This is a genomic window from Sphingobium agrisoli (genome assembly GCF_041877245.1).
Taxonomy (GTDB): Bacteria; Pseudomonadota; Alphaproteobacteria; order Sphingomonadales; family Sphingomonadaceae; genus Sphingobium.
Genome location: NZ_JBHDJI010000003.1, coordinates 39,383 through 56,106, shown reverse-complemented (window position 1 = coordinate 56,106; position 16,724 = coordinate 39,383). Strand labels below are relative to the sequence as shown.

15 protein-coding genes are annotated in these 16,724 nt (G+C 67.5%); 7 read left to right on the top strand and 8 right to left on the bottom strand.

Features of this window, described 5'->3' with window-relative positions; genetic code table 11:
- Window positions 1-26: 26 nt before the first annotated feature.
- On the bottom strand, window positions 27-671 hold the full coding sequence (gene betI, locus ACETPF_RS06720) for a transcriptional regulator BetI (RefSeq protein ID WP_373933600.1): 645 nt from the start codon (window positions 669-671) through the stop codon (window positions 27-29).
- A 169-nt stretch (window positions 672-840) separates the two neighbouring features.
- Here betI and ACETPF_RS06715 point away from each other — a divergent pair, with 169 nt between their 5' ends.
- Entirely contained in the window at window positions 841-1,530 is a 690-nt protein-coding gene (locus tag ACETPF_RS06715; RefSeq protein WP_373933599.1) for an aspartate/glutamate racemase family protein, read from the top strand.
- A 60-nt stretch (window positions 1,531-1,590) separates the two neighbouring features.
- On the opposite strand, the gene ilvC is transcribed toward ACETPF_RS06715, so the two are convergent.
- From ilvC to ACETPF_RS06685, 6 genes are all read right to left on the bottom strand, one after another.
- Window positions 1,591-2,610: a ketol-acid reductoisomerase gene (gene ilvC, locus ACETPF_RS06710; RefSeq protein ID WP_373933598.1), complete on the bottom strand. Its 1,020-nt coding sequence runs from the start codon at window positions 2,608-2,610 to the stop codon at window positions 1,591-1,593.
- Window positions 2,611-2,785: 175 nt separating this feature from the next.
- Window positions 2,786-3,301, bottom strand: a complete 516-nt coding sequence (ilvN, locus tag ACETPF_RS06705; RefSeq protein ID WP_373933596.1) for an acetolactate synthase small subunit — start codon at window positions 3,299-3,301, stop codon at window positions 2,786-2,788.
- Window positions 3,301-3,660, bottom strand: coding sequence for a hypothetical protein (locus ACETPF_RS06700; protein ID WP_373933595.1), 360 nt, complete (start codon window positions 3,658-3,660; stop codon window positions 3,301-3,303). Before ACETPF_RS06700 ends, ilvN begins: the two co-directional genes overlap by 1 nt.
- Complete coding sequence (locus ACETPF_RS06695) at window positions 3,657-5,408, bottom strand: acetolactate synthase 3 large subunit (RefSeq protein ID WP_373933594.1); 1,752 nt, start codon at window positions 5,406-5,408, stop codon at window positions 3,657-3,659. The genes ACETPF_RS06700 and ACETPF_RS06695 overlap by 4 nt, the downstream gene beginning before the upstream one ends.
- Window positions 5,409-5,506: 98 nt before the next feature.
- Window positions 5,507-6,451 (bottom strand): tRNA (adenosine(37)-N6)-dimethylallyltransferase MiaA, encoded by a 945-nt coding sequence (miaA, locus tag ACETPF_RS06690; protein ID WP_373933593.1) that lies wholly within the window; start codon window positions 6,449-6,451, stop codon window positions 5,507-5,509.
- Window positions 6,452-6,464: 13 nt separating this feature from the next.
- A complete protein-coding gene (locus ACETPF_RS06685; RefSeq protein ID WP_373933981.1) occupies window positions 6,465-6,665 on the bottom strand; it encodes a hypothetical protein in 201 nt (66 codons plus the stop codon).
- Between ACETPF_RS06685 and serB the strand changes: the two genes are divergently transcribed.
- From serB to ACETPF_RS06670, 3 genes are all read left to right on the top strand, one after another.
- On the top strand, window positions 6,603-7,388 hold the full coding sequence (gene serB, locus ACETPF_RS06680; protein WP_373933591.1) for a phosphoserine phosphatase SerB: 786 nt from the start codon (window positions 6,603-6,605) through the stop codon (window positions 7,386-7,388). The two genes, ACETPF_RS06685 and serB, sit on opposite strands and share 63 nt — an antisense overlap.
- Window positions 7,389-7,542: 154 nt before the next feature.
- Complete coding sequence (locus ACETPF_RS06675) at window positions 7,543-7,797, top strand: hypothetical protein (protein ID WP_328280377.1); 255 nt, start codon at window positions 7,543-7,545, stop codon at window positions 7,795-7,797.
- Window positions 7,794-9,341, top strand: a complete 1,548-nt coding sequence (locus tag ACETPF_RS06670; protein ID WP_483475725.1) for a L,D-transpeptidase family protein — start codon at window positions 7,794-7,796, stop codon at window positions 9,339-9,341. Before ACETPF_RS06675 ends, ACETPF_RS06670 begins: the two co-directional genes overlap by 4 nt.
- A gap of 28 nt (window positions 9,342-9,369) precedes the next feature.
- Here ACETPF_RS06670 and ACETPF_RS06665 read toward each other — a convergent pair whose 3' ends face one another.
- Window positions 9,370-10,905 carry a right-handed parallel beta-helix repeat-containing protein gene (locus tag ACETPF_RS06665; RefSeq protein WP_373933590.1) on the bottom strand — a complete coding sequence of 512 codons (1,536 nt, stop codon included), beginning with the start codon at window positions 10,903-10,905 and terminating at the stop codon, window positions 9,370-9,372.
- Between the two features lie 207 nt (window positions 10,906-11,112).
- On the opposite strand from ACETPF_RS06665, the gene ACETPF_RS06660 reads away from it, so the two are divergent.
- The 3 genes from ACETPF_RS06660 to ACETPF_RS06650 are packed head-to-tail and all read left to right on the top strand — an operon-like array spanning window position 11,113 to window position 16,497.
- Window positions 11,113-11,862 (top strand): ImuA family protein, encoded by a 750-nt coding sequence (locus ACETPF_RS06660; RefSeq protein ID WP_373933589.1) that lies wholly within the window; start codon window positions 11,113-11,115, stop codon window positions 11,860-11,862.
- Entirely contained in the window at window positions 11,756-13,291 is a 1,536-nt protein-coding gene (locus tag ACETPF_RS06655; protein ID WP_373933958.1) for a Y-family DNA polymerase, read from the top strand. Before ACETPF_RS06660 ends, ACETPF_RS06655 begins: the two co-directional genes overlap by 107 nt.
- On the top strand, window positions 13,288-16,497 hold the full coding sequence (locus ACETPF_RS06650; RefSeq protein ID WP_373933587.1) for an error-prone DNA polymerase: 3,210 nt from the start codon (window positions 13,288-13,290) through the stop codon (window positions 16,495-16,497). Before ACETPF_RS06655 ends, ACETPF_RS06650 begins: the two co-directional genes overlap by 4 nt.
- Window positions 16,498-16,724: the final 227 nt, after the last annotated feature.

Sequence of the window (16,724 nt, the reverse complement as noted above, 5' to 3'; positions counted from 1 at the left end):
TCTAACCTGCTTAGTGACAAAAGCGATCAATCATCGCCGGTCTGATCGATCCTTCCGTCGAACGGCAGGAGAACCCGATCCATCGCATCGGCGACCATCGTCTGCGCTTCCTCGGCCGAGAAGGCCGATCGGTCGAGGCACAGCTCCAGCCACAGCCCATCCACCAGCGCCTGGAGGCTGATCGCGGCGATCCGCGCCTGTTGAGCGGGCATGGCAGGAGCGGCGGCATGGAGAAGCTGCTCCATCTGCCGCCGTGTCGCGCCATAGACTTGGGCATGGACCGCCGCGATCTTTGGCTCGGACTTGACGAGGCTCCAGAAGGCGATCCATGTCGCGAGCAGATCCGGGTCCAGGATCGGCCCGGTGAAATTGGCCTGAAGGCAGGCGCGCAACCGGTCGCGCGGATCGGGGCCCGCCGCCTCGACCGCTGCGTCGAGCGTAGCCGAAACCTTCATGCCCACGCCGCGATAGGTCGCGATGATGAGCGCCTCGACCCCGTCGAAATAATGGGTCAGCAACCCCGCCGACACACCGGCCCGCGCGCAGATCGCCCGCACCGACGTGCCCGCCACGCCCTTTTCGGCGAGGCAGCAGGCGGTCGCCTCGATCAGCGCCTGCCGCCGCACATCGGCCGTCTCCCGCACGAACCGCGCCCTTGCCCCCGCGCTCATTCCCGCCCCAATCCATCTGTCCTGCCCCGAACCCTTCTTTGCGCCCGGACGGCGGCGCTGGCAAGGCGGCGTCGCTTCTGAGCGCTGGCATCTGCCCTGGCTTGCGCTAAGAGGGGGCAGGGAAGGCCGCCCCCCTTCGCGCGGCCGTTCAAGGGAGACAGGGATCATAATGCGCAAACTCGGCCTGATCGGCGGTCTTAGCTGGACGTCCACCGCCCGCTATTATCAGATCATCAACCAGGCGGTGCATCGCGCATTGGGCGGCCAGCATAGCGCGCCGCTGCTGATCGAGAGCCTCGATTTCGCCGAGGTCGCGCGCTGCGCCACGCAGCAGGACTGGGACTGCGCCGCCGGGCAACTCATCGCATCGGCCCGCCGGCTGGAGCAGGCCGGGGCGGAAAGCCTGCTCATCTGCGCCAATTCCATGCACCGGGTTTACGATCAGGTGCTGGATGAGGTCGGCGTGCCCATCATCCACATCGCCGACGTGGTGGGCGACCGGATGCAGGCCGACGGGGTGGAACGGGCCGCTTTGATCGGCACGCGCAACGTCATGACCGAAAAATTCTACCGCCAGCGGCTGGTGGCGAAGGGCGTGTCGCTGCTGCCCGCCGACATGGAGCTTGCCGACCGGATCGACCGCATCGTCTATGACGAGCTGACCGTGGGCAAGGTGTCCAAGGAATCCGAACGCTTCATGAAGTCGGAACTGACCGACATCGCCAAGCAGGATGTGCAGGCGGCGGTGCTGGCCTGCACCGAGCTGGAGCTGATCGTCGACGTGAAGGCCAACGTCCTCCCCATCTACGACTGCACCCATATCCACGCCAGGGCCGGGGTGGATTTCATCCTCGGCTGAGGACAGCGTCGATCCTGCATCGTCACCCCCGCCTGCGCGGGGGTGACGACACCGATCGTCTCAGTTCTTTTCCTGGTCCACCAGCTTGTTGGCGGTGATCCACGGCATCATCGCGCGCAGCTTGGACCCGGTTTCCTCGATCGCGTGGCGCTTGGACGCGATGCGGCTGGCCTTCAGTTCGGGCTGGCCGGCGCGGTTATCGAGCACGAAGTCCTTGACGAAGCGGCCCGACTGGATGTCGGCCAGCACGCGCTTCATCTCCTTCTTGGTTTCCTCGGTGATGATGCGCGGCCCGGTCTTGATGTCGCCATATTCGGCGGTGTTGCTGATCGAATAGCGCATGTTGGCGATGCCGCCCTCATACATCAGGTCGACGATCAGCTTCAATTCGTGCAGACACTCGAAATAGGCCATCTCGGGCGCATAGCCCGCCTCGACCAACGTCTCGAAGCCCGCCTGCACCAGCGCGGTCGTGCCGCCGCACAGCACCGCCTGCTCGCCGAACAGGTCGGTTTCGCATTCCTCGCGGAAATTGGTTTCGATGATGCCGCTGCGGCCGCCGCCCACGCCGCTGGCGTAGGAGAGGGCGATGTCATGCGCGTTGCCGGTCGAGTCCTGATGGACCGCGATCAGGCAGGGGACGCCGCCGCCGCGCTGATATTCGCTGCGGACGGTATGGCCCGGCCCCTTGGGCGCGATCATGATGACGTCGACGTCGGCACGCGGCTCGATCAGCCCGAAATGGACGTTGAGGCCATGGGCGAAGGCGAGCGCCGCGCCGGGACGCAGATTGGCGTGGATGTCGGCGGCGTAGATCGCGGCCTGATGCTCGTCGGGCGCCAGGATCATCAGCACGTCGGCCCAGGCGGCGGCTTCCGCGTTGGGCAGCACCTTGAAGCCCGCGCCTTCGGCCTTCTTCGCGCTCGGCGACCCGGCGCGCAGTGCGATCGCCACCTCGGCGACGCCGCTGTCGCGCAGATTCTGCGCGTGGGCGTGGCCCTGGCTGCCATAGCCCAGAATGGCGACCTTCTTCCCCTTGATCAGCCCGATGTCCGCGTCGCGGTCGTAATACACCTTCATGTCTCGTCCCTTTTCATCCCAACCCTCTCCCTAGAGGGAGAGGATACGAAGACTTGGGCCGGCAGGCCCTAGTCGAAGTTGGTGAGGGGGAACCACCGGGCGTGGGCGCGCAGGCCCTCACCCTCCCATGCTTCGCATGGGCCCCTCCCTCTCCCGGCGGGAGAGGGGTCTAAATTCAATTCGCCTCTTTCCCCCGCATCAGCCCGACGACGCCCGTCCGGCCGACCTCGACCAGGCCGATCTGCCGCATCAGGCCGACGAAATTGTCGATCTTCTCGGTCGTGCCGGTAATCTCGAAGATGAAGCTTTCGATCGTCGTATCCACCACCTTGGCACGGAACACGTCGGCCAGGCGCAGCGCCTCGATCCGGTCCTCGCCGATGCCCGCGACCTTCACCAGCGCCAGCTCGCGCTCGACGAAGGGGCCTGCCTCGGTCAGGTCCGTTACCTTGTGCACCGGCACCAGCCGGTCCAGTTGCGCGATGATCTGGTCGATCACCTTGGGCGGGCCGTTGGTCACGATGGTGATGCGGCTGATCGCATGGTCCGCACTGATGTCGGCCACGGTCAGGCTGTCGATATTATAGCCGCGCGCGGTGAACAGCCCCGCGATGCGCGCCAATATCCCCGCCTCGTTCGACACGGTCAGCGACAGGACGTGCCGTTGGCTGGTTTCTTCCTGGATATGCATCAGATGCTGGTTCCGTGATCCTGATGGTCGTCGTGCGGTTCCCGGTCGTGCCGCTGCGAAATCAAGGCGACGAAGGCGAAATGCCAGTCATTGTCGAGCCGGTGGGCGAGCCGCACCGGAAAGCCCGCCACCGCGTCGAACATCCGTTCCAGCCGCTCGCCGACATAGCGCGGCCCGACCAGCAGCGTGCCGATATGCCGCTTGTGGAAATCAAAGCCATGGTCGAGATGCACTTCCCATTCCTCATTGTCCGGGTCGGCATGATCGACGGTCCAGCCGGTCAGCTCCGCCGTCCCCGCCTCGCGATCGAAATCCCATGGCTCGGTCACATGGATGCGCAGCTTCAAATGCTGCGTCATACCAGCGCCTTCGCCTCGTCCGACATGACGCCGGCGATCTGCCTGGGATCGAGCAGCATGTCGGTATGCGCCGCGCCCGACGGGATCATCGGGAAACAGTTGCTGAGCTTCGCCACCCGGCAATCGACGATCACCGGCCCGTCGGTCTCCAGCATCTGGCGGATGCCGGCCTCCAGTTCCTGCGGCCCCTCGATGCGGATGCCGGTCCAGCCATAGGCTTCGCCCAGCTTCACGAAATCGGGCAGGCTGTCGGAATAGCTGTTGGAATAGCGGCTTTCATAGGTCAGCTCCTGCCACTGGCGGACCATCCCCATATATTCATTGTTGAGGATGAAGATCTTGACCGGCAGGCGATACTGGCTCGCCGTGCCCATCTCCTGGATGTTCATCTGGATCGACGCGTCGCCCGCGATGCAGATACTGATGCTGTCGGGATTGCCCATCTGCGCGCCGATCGCGGCGGGAAAGCCATAGCCCATCGTGCCAAGGCCGCCCGAGGTCAGCCATTTGTTCGGCGCCTCGAACCCGAAATGCTGCGCCGCCCACATCTGGTGCTGGCCGACTTCGGTGGTGATGATGACGTCCCTGCCTGTCGCCACGCACGCCTTGTAGAGGTCGGCGATCGCGCGCTGGGGCATGATCTCGATGCCGTCTTCGGCATAATCCAGGCTGCGCCTGGCGCGCCAGCCCGCGATCCGCGCCCACCATTCGGAAAGGTCGGCTTGTCGGTGGCCCCGCTGCTTCCACAGCGCGATCATGTCATCGAGCGCGCTGCCGACATCGGCGACGATGGCGACATCGACATCGACGATCTTGTTGATGGAACTGCGGTCGATATCGATATGGACCTTGCGGCTGTGGGGCGCGAAGGCGTCGAGCCGTCCCGTCACCCGATCGTCGAAGCGCGCGCCGACGCACAGGATCAGGTCCGCCTGGTTCATCGCCCAGTTGGCCTCGTAAGTGCCGTGCATCCCCAGCATCCCGAGCCACTGGTCGGAGGAGGCAGGGAAGGCGCCCAGGCCCATCAGCGTGGACGTGACGGGCGCTCCGGTCAGCGCGGCGAGTTCGCGCAGCAGGGCGGAGGCCTGCGGGCCGGAGTTGATGACGCCGCCGCCGGTGTAAAAGATGGGCCGCTCCGCCGCCGCCAGCATCTCGACCGCCGCGTCGATCGCGGCCGCATCCGCCTTCGTCTGCGGGTGGTAGCTCGCATGGACCTTCAGCTCCGGCTTCGCATAGGGCGCGGTCGCGATCTGGACGTTCTTGGGAATGTCGATGACGACCGGGCCGGGGCGGCCGGTGGTGGCGATGTGGAACGCTTCATGGACGACCTGCGCCAGTCTTGCGGGGTCTTTGACCAGATAATTATGCTTGGTGCAGTGGCGGGTGATGCCGACCGTGTCGGCTTCCTGGAAGGCATCGGTGCCAATGAGCTGCGTCGGCACCTGCCCGGTGATGACGATCATCGGGATCGAATCCATCAGCGCGTCGGTGATGCCGGTGACGGCATTGGTCGCGCCGGGGCCGGAGGTGACGAGCACGACGCCGGGCTTGCCGGTCGAACGCGCATAGCCCTCCGCCATATGCGTCGCGCCCTGTTCGTGGCGGACGAGCACGTGCCGGATCGTGGGGTGATTGTAGAGCGCGTCATAGATGGGCAGCACCGCGCCGCCCGGATAGCCGAACACGACTTCGACGCCCAGATCGACCAGGCATTCGACCAATATGTCCGCGCCGCTCTTTTCGGCCACGAGATCACTCCTCCGATTGTCAGTCCGCGCCTTTGCGCGCAAGCGCCGGCCATGGCAAGGCGCCTGCCTCTAGTGGACATAAAATGGCAGGTCAATAGCTAACCTTGAAATTTAATTACCAGTTCATCAATGATTTTGTCATCTATTTCGCGATGCTCGCGCGGCCAGTCGGCGGGCGGTTGATGCGCGAACCAGGTATATTGCCGCTTGGCGTAGCGCCGCGTCGCGGTTCGCGCCTTGTCCAAACAACTGTCCAACTCGCTGTACAAATTGATCGCGGCGGCGATCTCCGGCACCCCGATCGCCCGCATGACAGGCAGCGCCGGGTCGAGCCCGCGCGCCAGCAGTGCCTCGACCTCCGCCACCGCGCCGCGTTCGACCATCTGCCCGAACCGCCGGTCGCACCGCGCCATCAGCCAGTCGCGCGGCGGCAGCAGGATCAGCGGGGAGAGGGCGATCCCGTCGCCGATCCCGCCCGCCTTGTGCGCCTGCCAGCTTTTGAGAGTCCGTCCCGTCGACCGCACCACCTCCAGCGCCCGCGCCACCCGCGTCGTGTCGGCAGGCGCCAGCCTGGCGGCCGCCTCCGGGTCTTCGCGGGTCAGCGCCGCGTGAGCCTCCGCCACCGGCATAGCCCGTACTGCCGCCCGCACGTCGGGGTCGATGTCCGGCACCGGCGCGATCCCGTCCAGCAAGGTGCGGATATAAAGGCCGGTCCCGCCGACCAGCACCGGCAGCCGCCCGGTCGCATGGGCCGCATCGATCTCCGCCCTGGCCTCGCCCGCCCAGCGCGCCGCCGTGCACGCTTCCGCCCCGTCGATATGGCCGAACAGCCGATGCGGCACATCGCCCATCTCTTGCCGCGTCGGCCGGGCGGACAGGATCGACAGGTCGGCATAGACCTGGCTCGCATCGGCATTGATGACGACGCCATTGGCCGCTTTCGCCAGCGCGACCGCCAGCGCGCTCTTGCCGCTGGCGGTCGGCCCGGCAATAAGCGCGACCGGTGGGCGGGATTCGTCGGCAGGGGGCTGGGAGTTGAGCATGTTCGTCGCGACCTTAGTGGCAAAGGAAGGCCTCGACCACGGCCTGCTCAGCGAAATCGCGTATCAATTCGACCGAGATTGTACCGCAGGCGATGTTTGCTCCACATCCATAATCGACGAAGGCATCGCTGCTGATCTCTTCTTCAATCCATTGAGCGACTTTAGCGGCAGCGATTGCCTCCAGATTGCGCGGGCAATCAAGGAAATCGGACATTCTGTCGCCCTCGGCGGATTTGGCCGTGACCTTGCGTTGGACGTCATCGTCCAGCCCGCCGCGACCCGCGAAAAGACGCTCCTCATCGCCGACATGGATTCGACCATGATCACCGTCGAGTGCATCGACGAACTGGCCGACTATGCCGGCATCAAGCCGCAGATCGCCGAGATCACCGAACGGGCGATGCGCGGCGAACTCGACTTCGAGGGCGCGCTGCACGGTCGCGTCGCCCTGCTGAAAGGCTTGCCCGACAGCGCCATCGACCAGTGCCGCGCCGATCGCGTGCGGATCATGCCCGGCGCAAAGGCGCTGGTCCGCACGATGAGGGCGCGCGGAGCGCGGACGCTGCTCGTCTCCGGCGGCTTCACCCGCTTCACCGGCCCGGTGGCGGCGGAGATCGGCTTCGACACCCATGTCTCCAACGTGCTGGAGATCGCCGACGGCGCACTGCTCGGCACGGTCGAAACCCCGATCGTGGACGCCGCGCGCAAGCGGGCGGAGCTGGAAGCGGCGATCGACGGCGGCATCGGCCGGGCGCTGACCCTGGCGGTGGGCGACGGCGCGAACGACATTCCGATGATCGAGGGGGCGGGGCTGGGCGTCGCCTACCACGCCAAGCCCAAGACCCGCGAAGCCGCCGCGGCGGAAATCATCCATGGCGACCTCTCCGTCCTCCTCTATGCCCAAGGCATCGCTTCGCGCGACTGGGCGATGGACTAACGGCTCGGCGCTCCCCTATAACGGCCTGCCGTCATTTCGCTGCGGTAATGGATTATATTTCCCGGTCGGGCGTTAGCGTCCCGCCGCACGGGTCGCGGCATCAAGGTCAAACGGCGTGACGGCGCTTGGCGCCCGATACGTCCAGGGAGATGATATGCACCTAAAATATCTGGCAATCGCCACGGGCGGTCTGCTGGCGCTTGGCGCCTGCACCCGGAATGAAGCGCCGGTCACCACCGCGCCGCCGATTGGTCCCGGCGCGATCGCCGGCACGGTTGCGGCCGACCGCGACGGCGACGGCTATGTCGACGGCTATTACACCGCCGACGGCATCTATCACGCCGTCCAGGGGCCGCCCTGTCCGCCCCCGCCGCCGCCGCCGCCGCCCCGCCGGGGAGAACGCGGCTGATCCACCTGTCAGACCGGGCGCGGCGACACCGCCGCGCCCCCTCGCTTCTACCCCTGCTGCTGATCGCCGCCGCGCTGCCCCAGGGCGCAGCCGCGCAGCCCGACGTCGCGCAGGCCGCCCGGTCGAGCGTCGCGGCGGAAATCCGCGCGCAGGTCGGCGGCAAATACAAGGATTTCTACGCCCCGCGCGGCTATTGGCCGCTCTGGTTGGCGCAGGACCGTATCGGCCCCCAGGCGGACGCGCTGCTCGCTCTGATCGAGGATGTGGAGGTCGACGGCCTCGACCCGCGCGACTATGACGCCCGCGCCCTGCGCCGCCTGATCGAGGACGCCGACGCTTCGGCCGATCCCAAATCGCTCGCCCGCGCCGACCTCGCCCTCTCGCGCAGCTTCGCGAGCCTCGTCGCCGACATGCGCCGCCCGGCGCGCGGCCTCAAAATGCGCTATCTCGACCGCGAGGTTGAGCCGCGCGACCCCGATCCGTCGGACACGCTGCGCGCCGCCGCGCTCGCGCCTTCGCTCACAGACTATATCCGCAGCGCCGGCTGGATGAGCCCGCTCTACATGCGGCTGCGCAGCGCCCGCGCCGACTATGCCCGCAAATGGGGTGGCCTGCCGGCGGTTGAGATTCCCGCCGGCGTCAAGCTGCGTCCCGGCGGCAAGGGCGAAGCCGTCGCCCTCCTGCGCCATCGCCTCGGCCTGCCTGGTGGCACCGGCTATGACAAGGCGTTGGCGGCAAGGGTCCGCGCCTACCAGGCCGACCATGGCCTTCATCCCGATGGCGTCGCCGGCGCCATGACCATCGCCGCGCTTAACCAAGGGAGCGACCGATACGAGCGGGCGCTCGCCCTCAACCTCGAACGCGCGCGCCTTCTGCCCGGCCCCTGGACCCGCCATGTCGTCGTGGACGCCGCCTCCGCCCGCCTCTGGTACTACAGCAAGGGGGCGCTCGACGGCACGATGAAGGTCGTTGCCGGAGCCAAGGAGAGCCAGACCCCGATGATGGCGGGCATGATCCGCTATGCGACGCTCAACCCCTATTGGAACATCCCGCCCGACCTCGTCGAACGCAAGGTCGCGCCGAAGATATTGGGCGGCGGTTCGCTGAAGGCCATGCGCTACGAAGCGCTCGCCGACTGGAGCGCCAATCCCGCGCCGCTCGCCCAGAGCGCGATCGACTGGAACGCGGTGGCGGCCGGCCGGCAGGAAGTGCGCGTGCGCCAGCTGCCCGGCGGCGACAATGCGATGGGCCGGGTCAAGTTCATGTTTCCCAACGATCTTGGCATCTATCTGCACGACACGCCCCAGCGCGCGCTCTTCGCCAAGGAGGACCGCCACTACAGCAATGGCTGCGTCCGGCTGGAGGACGCGCAGCGCCTCGGCAGCTGGTTCTTCGGCAAGTCGCCCGCCGCGGACGGAACCGCCCCGGAACAGCATCGCCCGCTGCCCCAGCCGGTGCCGGTCTATCTCACCTATTTGACCGCCGTCCCCACCGACCAGGGCGTCCGCTTCCTGCCGGATGTCTACGACCGAGACAGCGATTAAACCGTCATAAAGGCCAAGCCGGTCCTCGTCACCGCGCCTCGAAGATCGAAATCCGCCTCGGCTGACGCAACCGCACCGGCTCGCCCAGTTCGCGCTCCAGCATCGCCAGCATCCAGGCGCGATGCTGCGCCATGAAGGCGGGGAAGCCATCCGCGCTGGCGGGGTTGAACACCGGCACCGCCCAGTCCGCCGCCACATCGCGGAAGGGCAGCGTCGATCCGCCGGCATCCTCGCCCGGCCGATCGACATGCGCGCCAAAATAGCTGTTCCTTTCGAACCGGATGAAGCTGGCCGGATCGAACCCCGCCCTGATCAGATAATCCGGCCCGTTCCGCCCGCTCTCGCTGCCATAGCGCGCCGTCCCCGCGACGTTGAAGACATTGCCGACGAAGCGCACGTCGCGCGCCCATCCGTCCCAGTTGGTCGCTACCACCATCTGCACGTCCTTGGTCTTGCCGACATGGACGACGTTACGCTCGATCAGCGCATCGGACACATTGCCCGACAGCTGGAAGATCCGCGTCCCGTCGTTACGACTGACATTGAACCGCGCCACCGTGCCGCGGTTGCCCAAATTGTTCTTGTCGTCGGGTCGGGGCGAGCAGATCAGCAGGAAGCCGCCCGCATTGTCGTGGCTGTAATTATAGAGGATCGCCGTCCGCCGCGAATTGAAGTCGGAATCGAACCCCTGCCCGTCATAGCGGGTCACGGTATGCGCCGCCTCGTTGAGCTGGATCAGGCTGTTGTCGGTGCTCCATTGCCAGATGCCGGCATTGTAGCCGGGCGCGCGGCTGCCGGCGTAGCGGACGATATTATGCTCGACCAGCGCCCCGTCGGTGCCGCGCGGCACGATGCCGTCGCCGCCGACATCCTCGACCAGATTGTCGCGGATGACGACCCGCTCGCTCGGAAACCAGTCGCGCGCGGTCACCCGATCGCTGATGCCGGCAATGCCCGACCGGTCGACCTTCCACACGATGTTGCGTTCGATCCGCAGGTCGTGGAACCGGGTCGGGCGCTTGGCTCCCACCGCGCGGAAGACGATGCCGCCATTATCCTTGCGGCTGTTGATGCCCCGCACGTCATGAATATACATGTCATGCACCCGGATACCGCGCGTCACCCCGCGATCCTCGGCCGACACCAGCACGCCATGCCGCAACGCAGGTGCCGGCGCGTCGTTGGTGACCTCCAAGCCGCTCAGCGTCACATATTCGGCGTTGATGATCCCGACCGCATGGGCCGACACCCCGCCCGCGTCGATGCGCGGACGCGGCCCCGCGCCGGTGGCGGCGATGCTGATCGGCGAATCCTTCCTCCCCGACCGTGTGATGGTCAGCGGCTCGCGCCAGACCGACCCGGCGGTCAGCAATATCCGGTCGCCGGCCTTGAGCGGCTGGCGGTTGACCCGCGCCAGCGATCGCCAGGGCTGGTCCGCCGACGTCCCGCTGGCGCGATCGTCGCCGATGCGGGAATCGATGAAATAGGTCTCGGCATGGGCCACAGCGCCCAGGCCGGACGACAGGAGAAAGCTCGGCAGGAGCAACCGGAACAGGATCGTCATCGTCCTTCACATTATGCAAAGTCGGGCTGAATAGTGGGTGAAGGACGGTCTGCAAGGGCCTTGATCTGCTTTGGCCCGCCTCGTCCTTGCCCGGCCGGCCATCCCATGTCGGGCATTCCGGCATCCTGAGCGAAAGCAGGGGCTCAAATCCTCTGGACCTGCGTTGTGCGATGGAACATAAAGTGAACATCGTGGATGATTCGGGATATGGATTCGATTGCGCCTCATGGCGGCGGCCGCTCTTCGGAACGGACCGCAGCGCAGGAACCAGCGTCGCTGCCGGCGCTGGGAGCGGGGCAGTTGCATGAAATCCATGCCGTGGGAGAGGATCGCGCCGCAGCGCTCGCCTTCGCACTGGCATCGGGGCATTTCGTCCCCGACGGCGCAATCGTCGCGCTGCGGGTGCCGGGGCGATCCCGCCTGCCGACGCTCTTTTCGGGCGACGGCCTGGCGCTGCTGGGACTGGACCCGGCCCGGCTGACCCTGGTCGAGCCGGCGAGCGAGATCGACATGCTGCGCGCGGGACTGGATGCCGCGCGCTGCGCCGGGGTGGCGGCGGTGCTGATCGAAAGCGAGGGCCGCTTCGCCGACTATGACCTCACCGCCAGCCGCCGGCTGGTGCTGGCGGCCGAAGCCTCGCGCGCCTGCGTCATCCTGCTGCGGGTCGATGCCCAGCCACGATCGAGCGCGGCGCGCACGCGCTGGTCGATCGCCAGCGCGCCGTCGGTGCCGCTGGAAGCCGACGCGCCGGGCTGGCCCGCGATCGACGCGGAACTGCTGCGCTGCCGGGGCGGCCCCGCCGGGTCGCGATGGCGGCTGATCTGGGACATGGACCATGGATGTTTTCGCGATGGAGCCCAATTCCAGCCCCAATTCGAGGCAATGCCTGGCGCTGTGGTTCCCCTTCCTCGCCTGCGAACGGACGCGGCGCACGACCCCCGACGCCGCGTCGCCTGACGCGCCGCTGGCGCTGGTGACGCGCGCCGGCAATGCGCTGCGGCTGGCGGCGCTCGATCCCCTGGCCCAGGCGGAGGGGCTGATCGCCGGCATGACCCTGGCCGACGCGCGGGCGCGCTGCCCGACCCTTGCCACCTGTTCCGCAGACCCGGATGCCGACGCGCGCGAACTCGATCGCCTCGCCGTGGCGATGCGGCGCTTCACGCCGATGGTGGCGCTCGACCCGCCCGATGGCCTGATCCTCGACATCAGCGGTTGCGCGCATCTCTTCGGCGGCGAAAAGGCGCTGGCCCGCGCCGCAAAAGGCGAAGCCGGCTATGCCAGCCGCTGCGGCTTCGGCCCCAACGCCACCGCCGCCCGCGCGCTCGCCCGCCATGGCGGCAAGGGCGGTGATGTCCACGCGCTCCCCGTCGTTGCGCTCGATCTCGATGATCGCGCGCTCGCGGCGCTGCGACGCGCAGGACTCCGCACGATCGGCGATCTCGCGCGGCGGCCCATGGGCATGATCGCCGCCCGCTTCGGGCAGCAGGCCGTCACCCGCCTGCGCCAGATATTGGGCGAGGCCGCCAGCCCGATCGCGCCGCGCCGCGCGCAAGCGCCGATCCGCGCCGACGCCCGCTTTCCCGAGCCGATCGCCCGCACCGACGATGTGATGGAGGTGGTGGAGCATCTGCTGGCCGACGCCGCGCGGCAAATGGAGGAAAGGCGGCTGGGCGGCCGGCGCTTCCTCGTCCGCCTCGTCCGCAGCGACGGCGCGCGGCGCGATCTCACCATCGAAACCGCCCAGCCGGTGTGCGATCCCGCCGCCGTGCTGCGCCTGCTGCGCGAGCGGATCGACACGCTCGCCGACCCGATCGATCCCGGCTTCGGCTTCGATTCGGTTCATCTCGCCGTGCCCTGGACCGAGCCGCTCGCCGACCGCCAGCGTAGCCTGGACGGCAGCGCGCGGGAGGCCGCACAGGAAGGCGTCATCGCCCTCATCGACCGGCTCGGCATCCGCCTTGGCCCCCAGCGCATCCGCCGCCTGCAACCGCGCGACCGGCATCTGCCCGAAGCCGCCCAACGCCTCGTCCCCGCCGCCCAGGCGGGCGACGCCGGCTGGCCCTCGACCGATGACCGGCCGCCGCGCCCGCTGTTGCTGTTCGACCCGCCCCAAAGCGTCGCCGCGATCGCCGGCGTCCCCGACGGCCCGCCGCAGCGCTTCCGCTGGCGCGGCAAGCTGCATGAGGTTGTGCTGGCCGAGGGGCCGGAGCGGATCGCCGCCGAATGGTGGCGCAGGCAGGGCGGCCATCATGCCGGCGGGGCAGGGCGGACGCGCGACTATTACCGGATCGAGGACAGCGACGGCCGCCGTTACTGGATGTTCCGCCACGGCCTGTTCGGCGAGGAAGCCGACATCGGCTGGTATCTCCACGGTCTTTTCGCATGAGCGCGCTGCCCTTCGCGGAAGTGGTCGCCGCCACCAATTTCAGCTTCCTGCGCGGTGCCTCGCACCCGCGCGACATGGTGCGGCAGGCGGCCTATCTCGGCATGACCGCCATCGGCATCGCCGACCGCAACAGCGTGGCGGGCGTGGTGCGCGCATATCAGGCGCTGAAAGATCTGGGCGCGCTTGCCGGGCACATGCGCCTGATCGTCGGCGCGCGGCTGGTATTCGCGGACGGCACGCCCGACATCGTCGCCTATCCCGCGACCCGCTTCGGCTGGGGGCGGCTGACGCGGCTGCTGACGCTCGGCAACCGGCAGGCGAAGAAGGGGGACTGCATCCTCACCCTCCCGGACCTGCTCGACCACATGCAGGACATGGCGCTGATCGCGACGGACGGCGACGCGGCGCTGCTGGCGCAGCTCAAACAGGCGACGCCCCACCTCTGGCTCGCCGCGACGATGCACCGCGCCGGCCGCGACGCACGGATGCTCGCGAAGCGAAAGGCGCTCTCCGCCCAGACCGGCGTCCCCCTGATCGCCACTAACGACGCCCTGTATGCGGAGGCCGACGACCGGCCGATGCAGGATGTGCTGACCTGCATCCGCGAAGGGCTGAGCGTGCAGACGGCGGGGCGAAAGCTCGCCGCCAACGCCGAGCGGCACTTGAAAGCCCCCGCCGAAATGGCCCGCCTCTTCGCGTCAGCACCCCAAGCCATCGCCGCGACGCAGGATTTGCTCGGCTGCATCCACTTCACGCTCGACCAGCTGAAATATGAATATCCGCATGAACCCGTGCCCGAAGGCTGGCAGCCGCAGGACTGGCTGGAGCATCTGGTGGAGGAGAAAGCGAAGCAGCGCTTCCCCGACGGCCTGCCGCCCAAATATCGCGAGACGCTGACCGAAGAGTTCACCCTCATCCGTGCCAAGACCTACGCCTATTATTTCCTGACCGTCCACGACATCGTCGCTTATGCCCGCAGCCTGGAGCCACCGATCCTCTGCCAGGGGCGCGGCTCGGCCGCCAATTCGCTCGTCTGTTACCTGCTCGGCATCACGCCGATCGACCCGGTGCGCGAAAAGCTGCTCTTCACCCGCTTCCTCTCCGAACAACGCACCGAACCGCCCGATATCGACGTCGATTTCGAGCATGAGCGGCGCGAGGAGGTGATGCAATATATCTACGCCCGCTACGGTCGCGATCGCGCCGGCATCGCTGCCACCGTCATCCGCTACCGCCAGCGCAGCGCGCTGCGCGAAGTGGGCAAGGCGCTGGGCCTTACCGAGGATGTGACCGCGCGCCTCTCCGGCACCGTCTGGGGCTGGGGCGGGGAGGGGCTGCCCGAAAGCCGCGTGGCCGAAGCCGGCTTCGACCCCGCAAACCCGGAACTGGCGCGCCTGCGCGACATGGCCGACCGCCTCTACGAAACGCCGCGCCACCTCTCGCAGCATGTCGGCGGCTTCGTGCTGAGCGAAGGGCGGCTCGACGAACTGGTCCCGATCCATAACGGCGCGATGGCGGACCGCACCTTCATCGAATGGGACAAGGACGATCTCGACACGCTGGAACTGATGAAGGTCGATGTGCTGGCGCTCGGGATGCTGACCGCGATCCGCAAAAGCTTCGACCTGATGCGTCAGCACGACCTTGGCGACATCGACCTTTCCACCGTCCCGCTGGAGGATGAAGCGACCTACCGGATGCTGCAAAAGGGCGACAGCATCGGCACCTTCCAGGTCGAAAGCCGCGCGCAGATCGCCATGCTGCCCCGGATGAAGCCCAAGGAACTCTACGACCTCGTCATCCAGGTCGCGATCGTGCGCCCCGGCCCGATTCAGGGCGGCATGGTCCACCCCTATCTCCGCCGCCGCAACGGCGAGGAAGCCGCCGAACTGCCCGGCCCGCCCGGCAACCCGCGCGAACTGGAAGATGTGCTGGGCAAGACGCTCGGCGTCCCGCTGTTTCAGGAGCAGGCGATGAAGCTCGCCATGGTCGCCGGCGGCTTCACTTCGCAACAGGCTGACGGGCTGCGCCGCGCGATGGCGACCTTCCGCCGTACCGGCCTCGTCAGCAACTACCAGACCGACCTGGTCGAAGGCATGGTGAAGCGCGGCTATGAACGCGACTTCGCCGAACGCTGCTTCAAGCAGATCGAGGGGTTCGGCGAATATGGCTTCCCCGAAAGCCACGCCCAGGCGTTCGGCTGGCTCGCCTATGTCTCCTCCTGGCTCAAATGCCATCACCCCGCCGTCTTCACCTGCGCGCTGCTCAACAGCCAGCCGATGGGCTTCTACGCCCCCGCGCAACTGGTTCGCGACGCGCAGGAGCATGGCGTCGAGGTGCGGCCGATCGACGTGCAGGCGAGCCATTGGGACAGCACGCTGGAGGGGCCGCGAATCCTGCGCCTCGGCCTCCACCGCATCGACGGCTTCCGCGAGGAATGGGCGAAGGCGCTGATCGCCGCGCGCGCATCAGCACCGATCCGCGACATGGAGGATCTCGCCCGCCGCGCGCACATGCCTGCGCGCGCGCTCCAGTTGCTGGCGGACGCCGACGCGCTCCGCTCGATCGGCCAGAACCGGCGGCAGGCGGGGTGGGAGGCGCGCCGCGTGCCCCCCGCGCAACTTCCCCTCTTCGCCGCGCAGGACTTGCCCGAACTCGGCCGGGAAGCCGACGCCGCGCTGCCCCCCATGCCCCTGTCGGAGGAAGTGGCGATCGACTATCAGACCCATCGCTTGTCGCTGAAGGGCCACCCCATGCAGTTCCTGCGCGCCCGCTTCGCGCGCCATGGCGTCATCGACTGTGCCGCCGTCAACGCCGCCAAGGATGGCGCGAAGGTGCGCGTGGCGGGCGTCGTCCTCATCCGCCAGCGGCCGGGCAAGGGCAATGCGGTGTTCATCACGATCGAGGATGAAAGCGGCATCGTCAACGCTTTGCTCTGGGCGCGCGAGATGGAGAAACAACGCCGCGCCGTCATGGCCGCCCGCCTGATGCTGATCGACGGCACGATCCAGCGCAGCAAGGAAAATGTCGTCCACCTGATGGTTGACCGCGTCACCGACGCCAGCAGCGCGCTCGACTGGCTGCACGAACAGCCCATGAGCCGCAGCGACGAAGTCACCCACCCCGGCGCGCCCCGCGCCGCCCCCTCGCCGCGCCGGCACCCAAGGGACGTGCGGATACTACCGAGTTCGCGTGATTTTCATTGAGGTCGGCGAGCCAGCATCAGGGCGGGATAGCTGGCCGACGCAAGGAATCCCTTATACCGTCATCCCCGCGCAGGCGGGGATCTCACTGTTCTTCAAACCGCGGTGCCAGAAGAAGAAGTGAGATGCCAGCGTTGGCCTGCGGCCGCCCTTCGGGTCGCTGGCATGACGAAGATGGGTGGCTAGCGGTCCGTCCGCTGTCGTATTAGCCGCCAAACTTTAAGAATGGC

Bases quoted from the DNA above. Each gene is read 5' to 3' on its own strand.
- betI (WP_373933600.1), bottom strand. From the start codon at position 671: ATGAGCGCGGGGGCAAGGGCGCGGTTCGTGCGGGAGACGGCCGATGTG.
- ACETPF_RS06715 (WP_373933599.1), top strand. From the start codon at position 841: ATGCGCAAACTCGGCCTGATCGGCGGTCTTAGCTGGACGTCCACCGCC.
- ilvC (WP_373933598.1), bottom strand. From the start codon at position 2,610: ATGAAGGTGTATTACGACCGCGACGCGGACATCGGGCTGATCAAGGGG.
- ilvN (WP_373933596.1), bottom strand. From the start codon at position 3,301: ATGCATATCCAGGAAGAAACCAGCCAACGGCACGTCCTGTCGCTGACC.
- ACETPF_RS06700 (WP_373933595.1), bottom strand. From the start codon at position 3,660: ATGACGCAGCATTTGAAGCTGCGCATCCATGTGACCGAGCCATGGGAT.
- miaA (WP_373933593.1), bottom strand. From the start codon at position 6,451: ATGCTCAACTCCCAGCCCCCTGCCGACGAATCCCGCCCACCGGTCGCG.
- ACETPF_RS06685 (WP_373933981.1), bottom strand. From the start codon at position 6,665: ATGTCCGATTTCCTTGATTGCCCGCGCAATCTGGAGGCAATCGCTGCC.
- ACETPF_RS06675 (WP_328280377.1), top strand. From the start codon at position 7,543: ATGCACCTAAAATATCTGGCAATCGCCACGGGCGGTCTGCTGGCGCTT.
- ACETPF_RS06665 (WP_373933590.1), bottom strand. From the start codon at position 10,905: ATGACGATCCTGTTCCGGTTGCTCCTGCCGAGCTTTCTCCTGTCGTCC.
- ACETPF_RS06660 (WP_373933589.1), top strand. From the start codon at position 11,113: ATGGATTCGATTGCGCCTCATGGCGGCGGCCGCTCTTCGGAACGGACC.
- ACETPF_RS06655 (WP_373933958.1), top strand. From the start codon at position 11,756: ATGGAGCCCAATTCCAGCCCCAATTCGAGGCAATGCCTGGCGCTGTGG.
- ACETPF_RS06650 (WP_373933587.1), top strand. From the start codon at position 13,288: ATGAGCGCGCTGCCCTTCGCGGAAGTGGTCGCCGCCACCAATTTCAGC.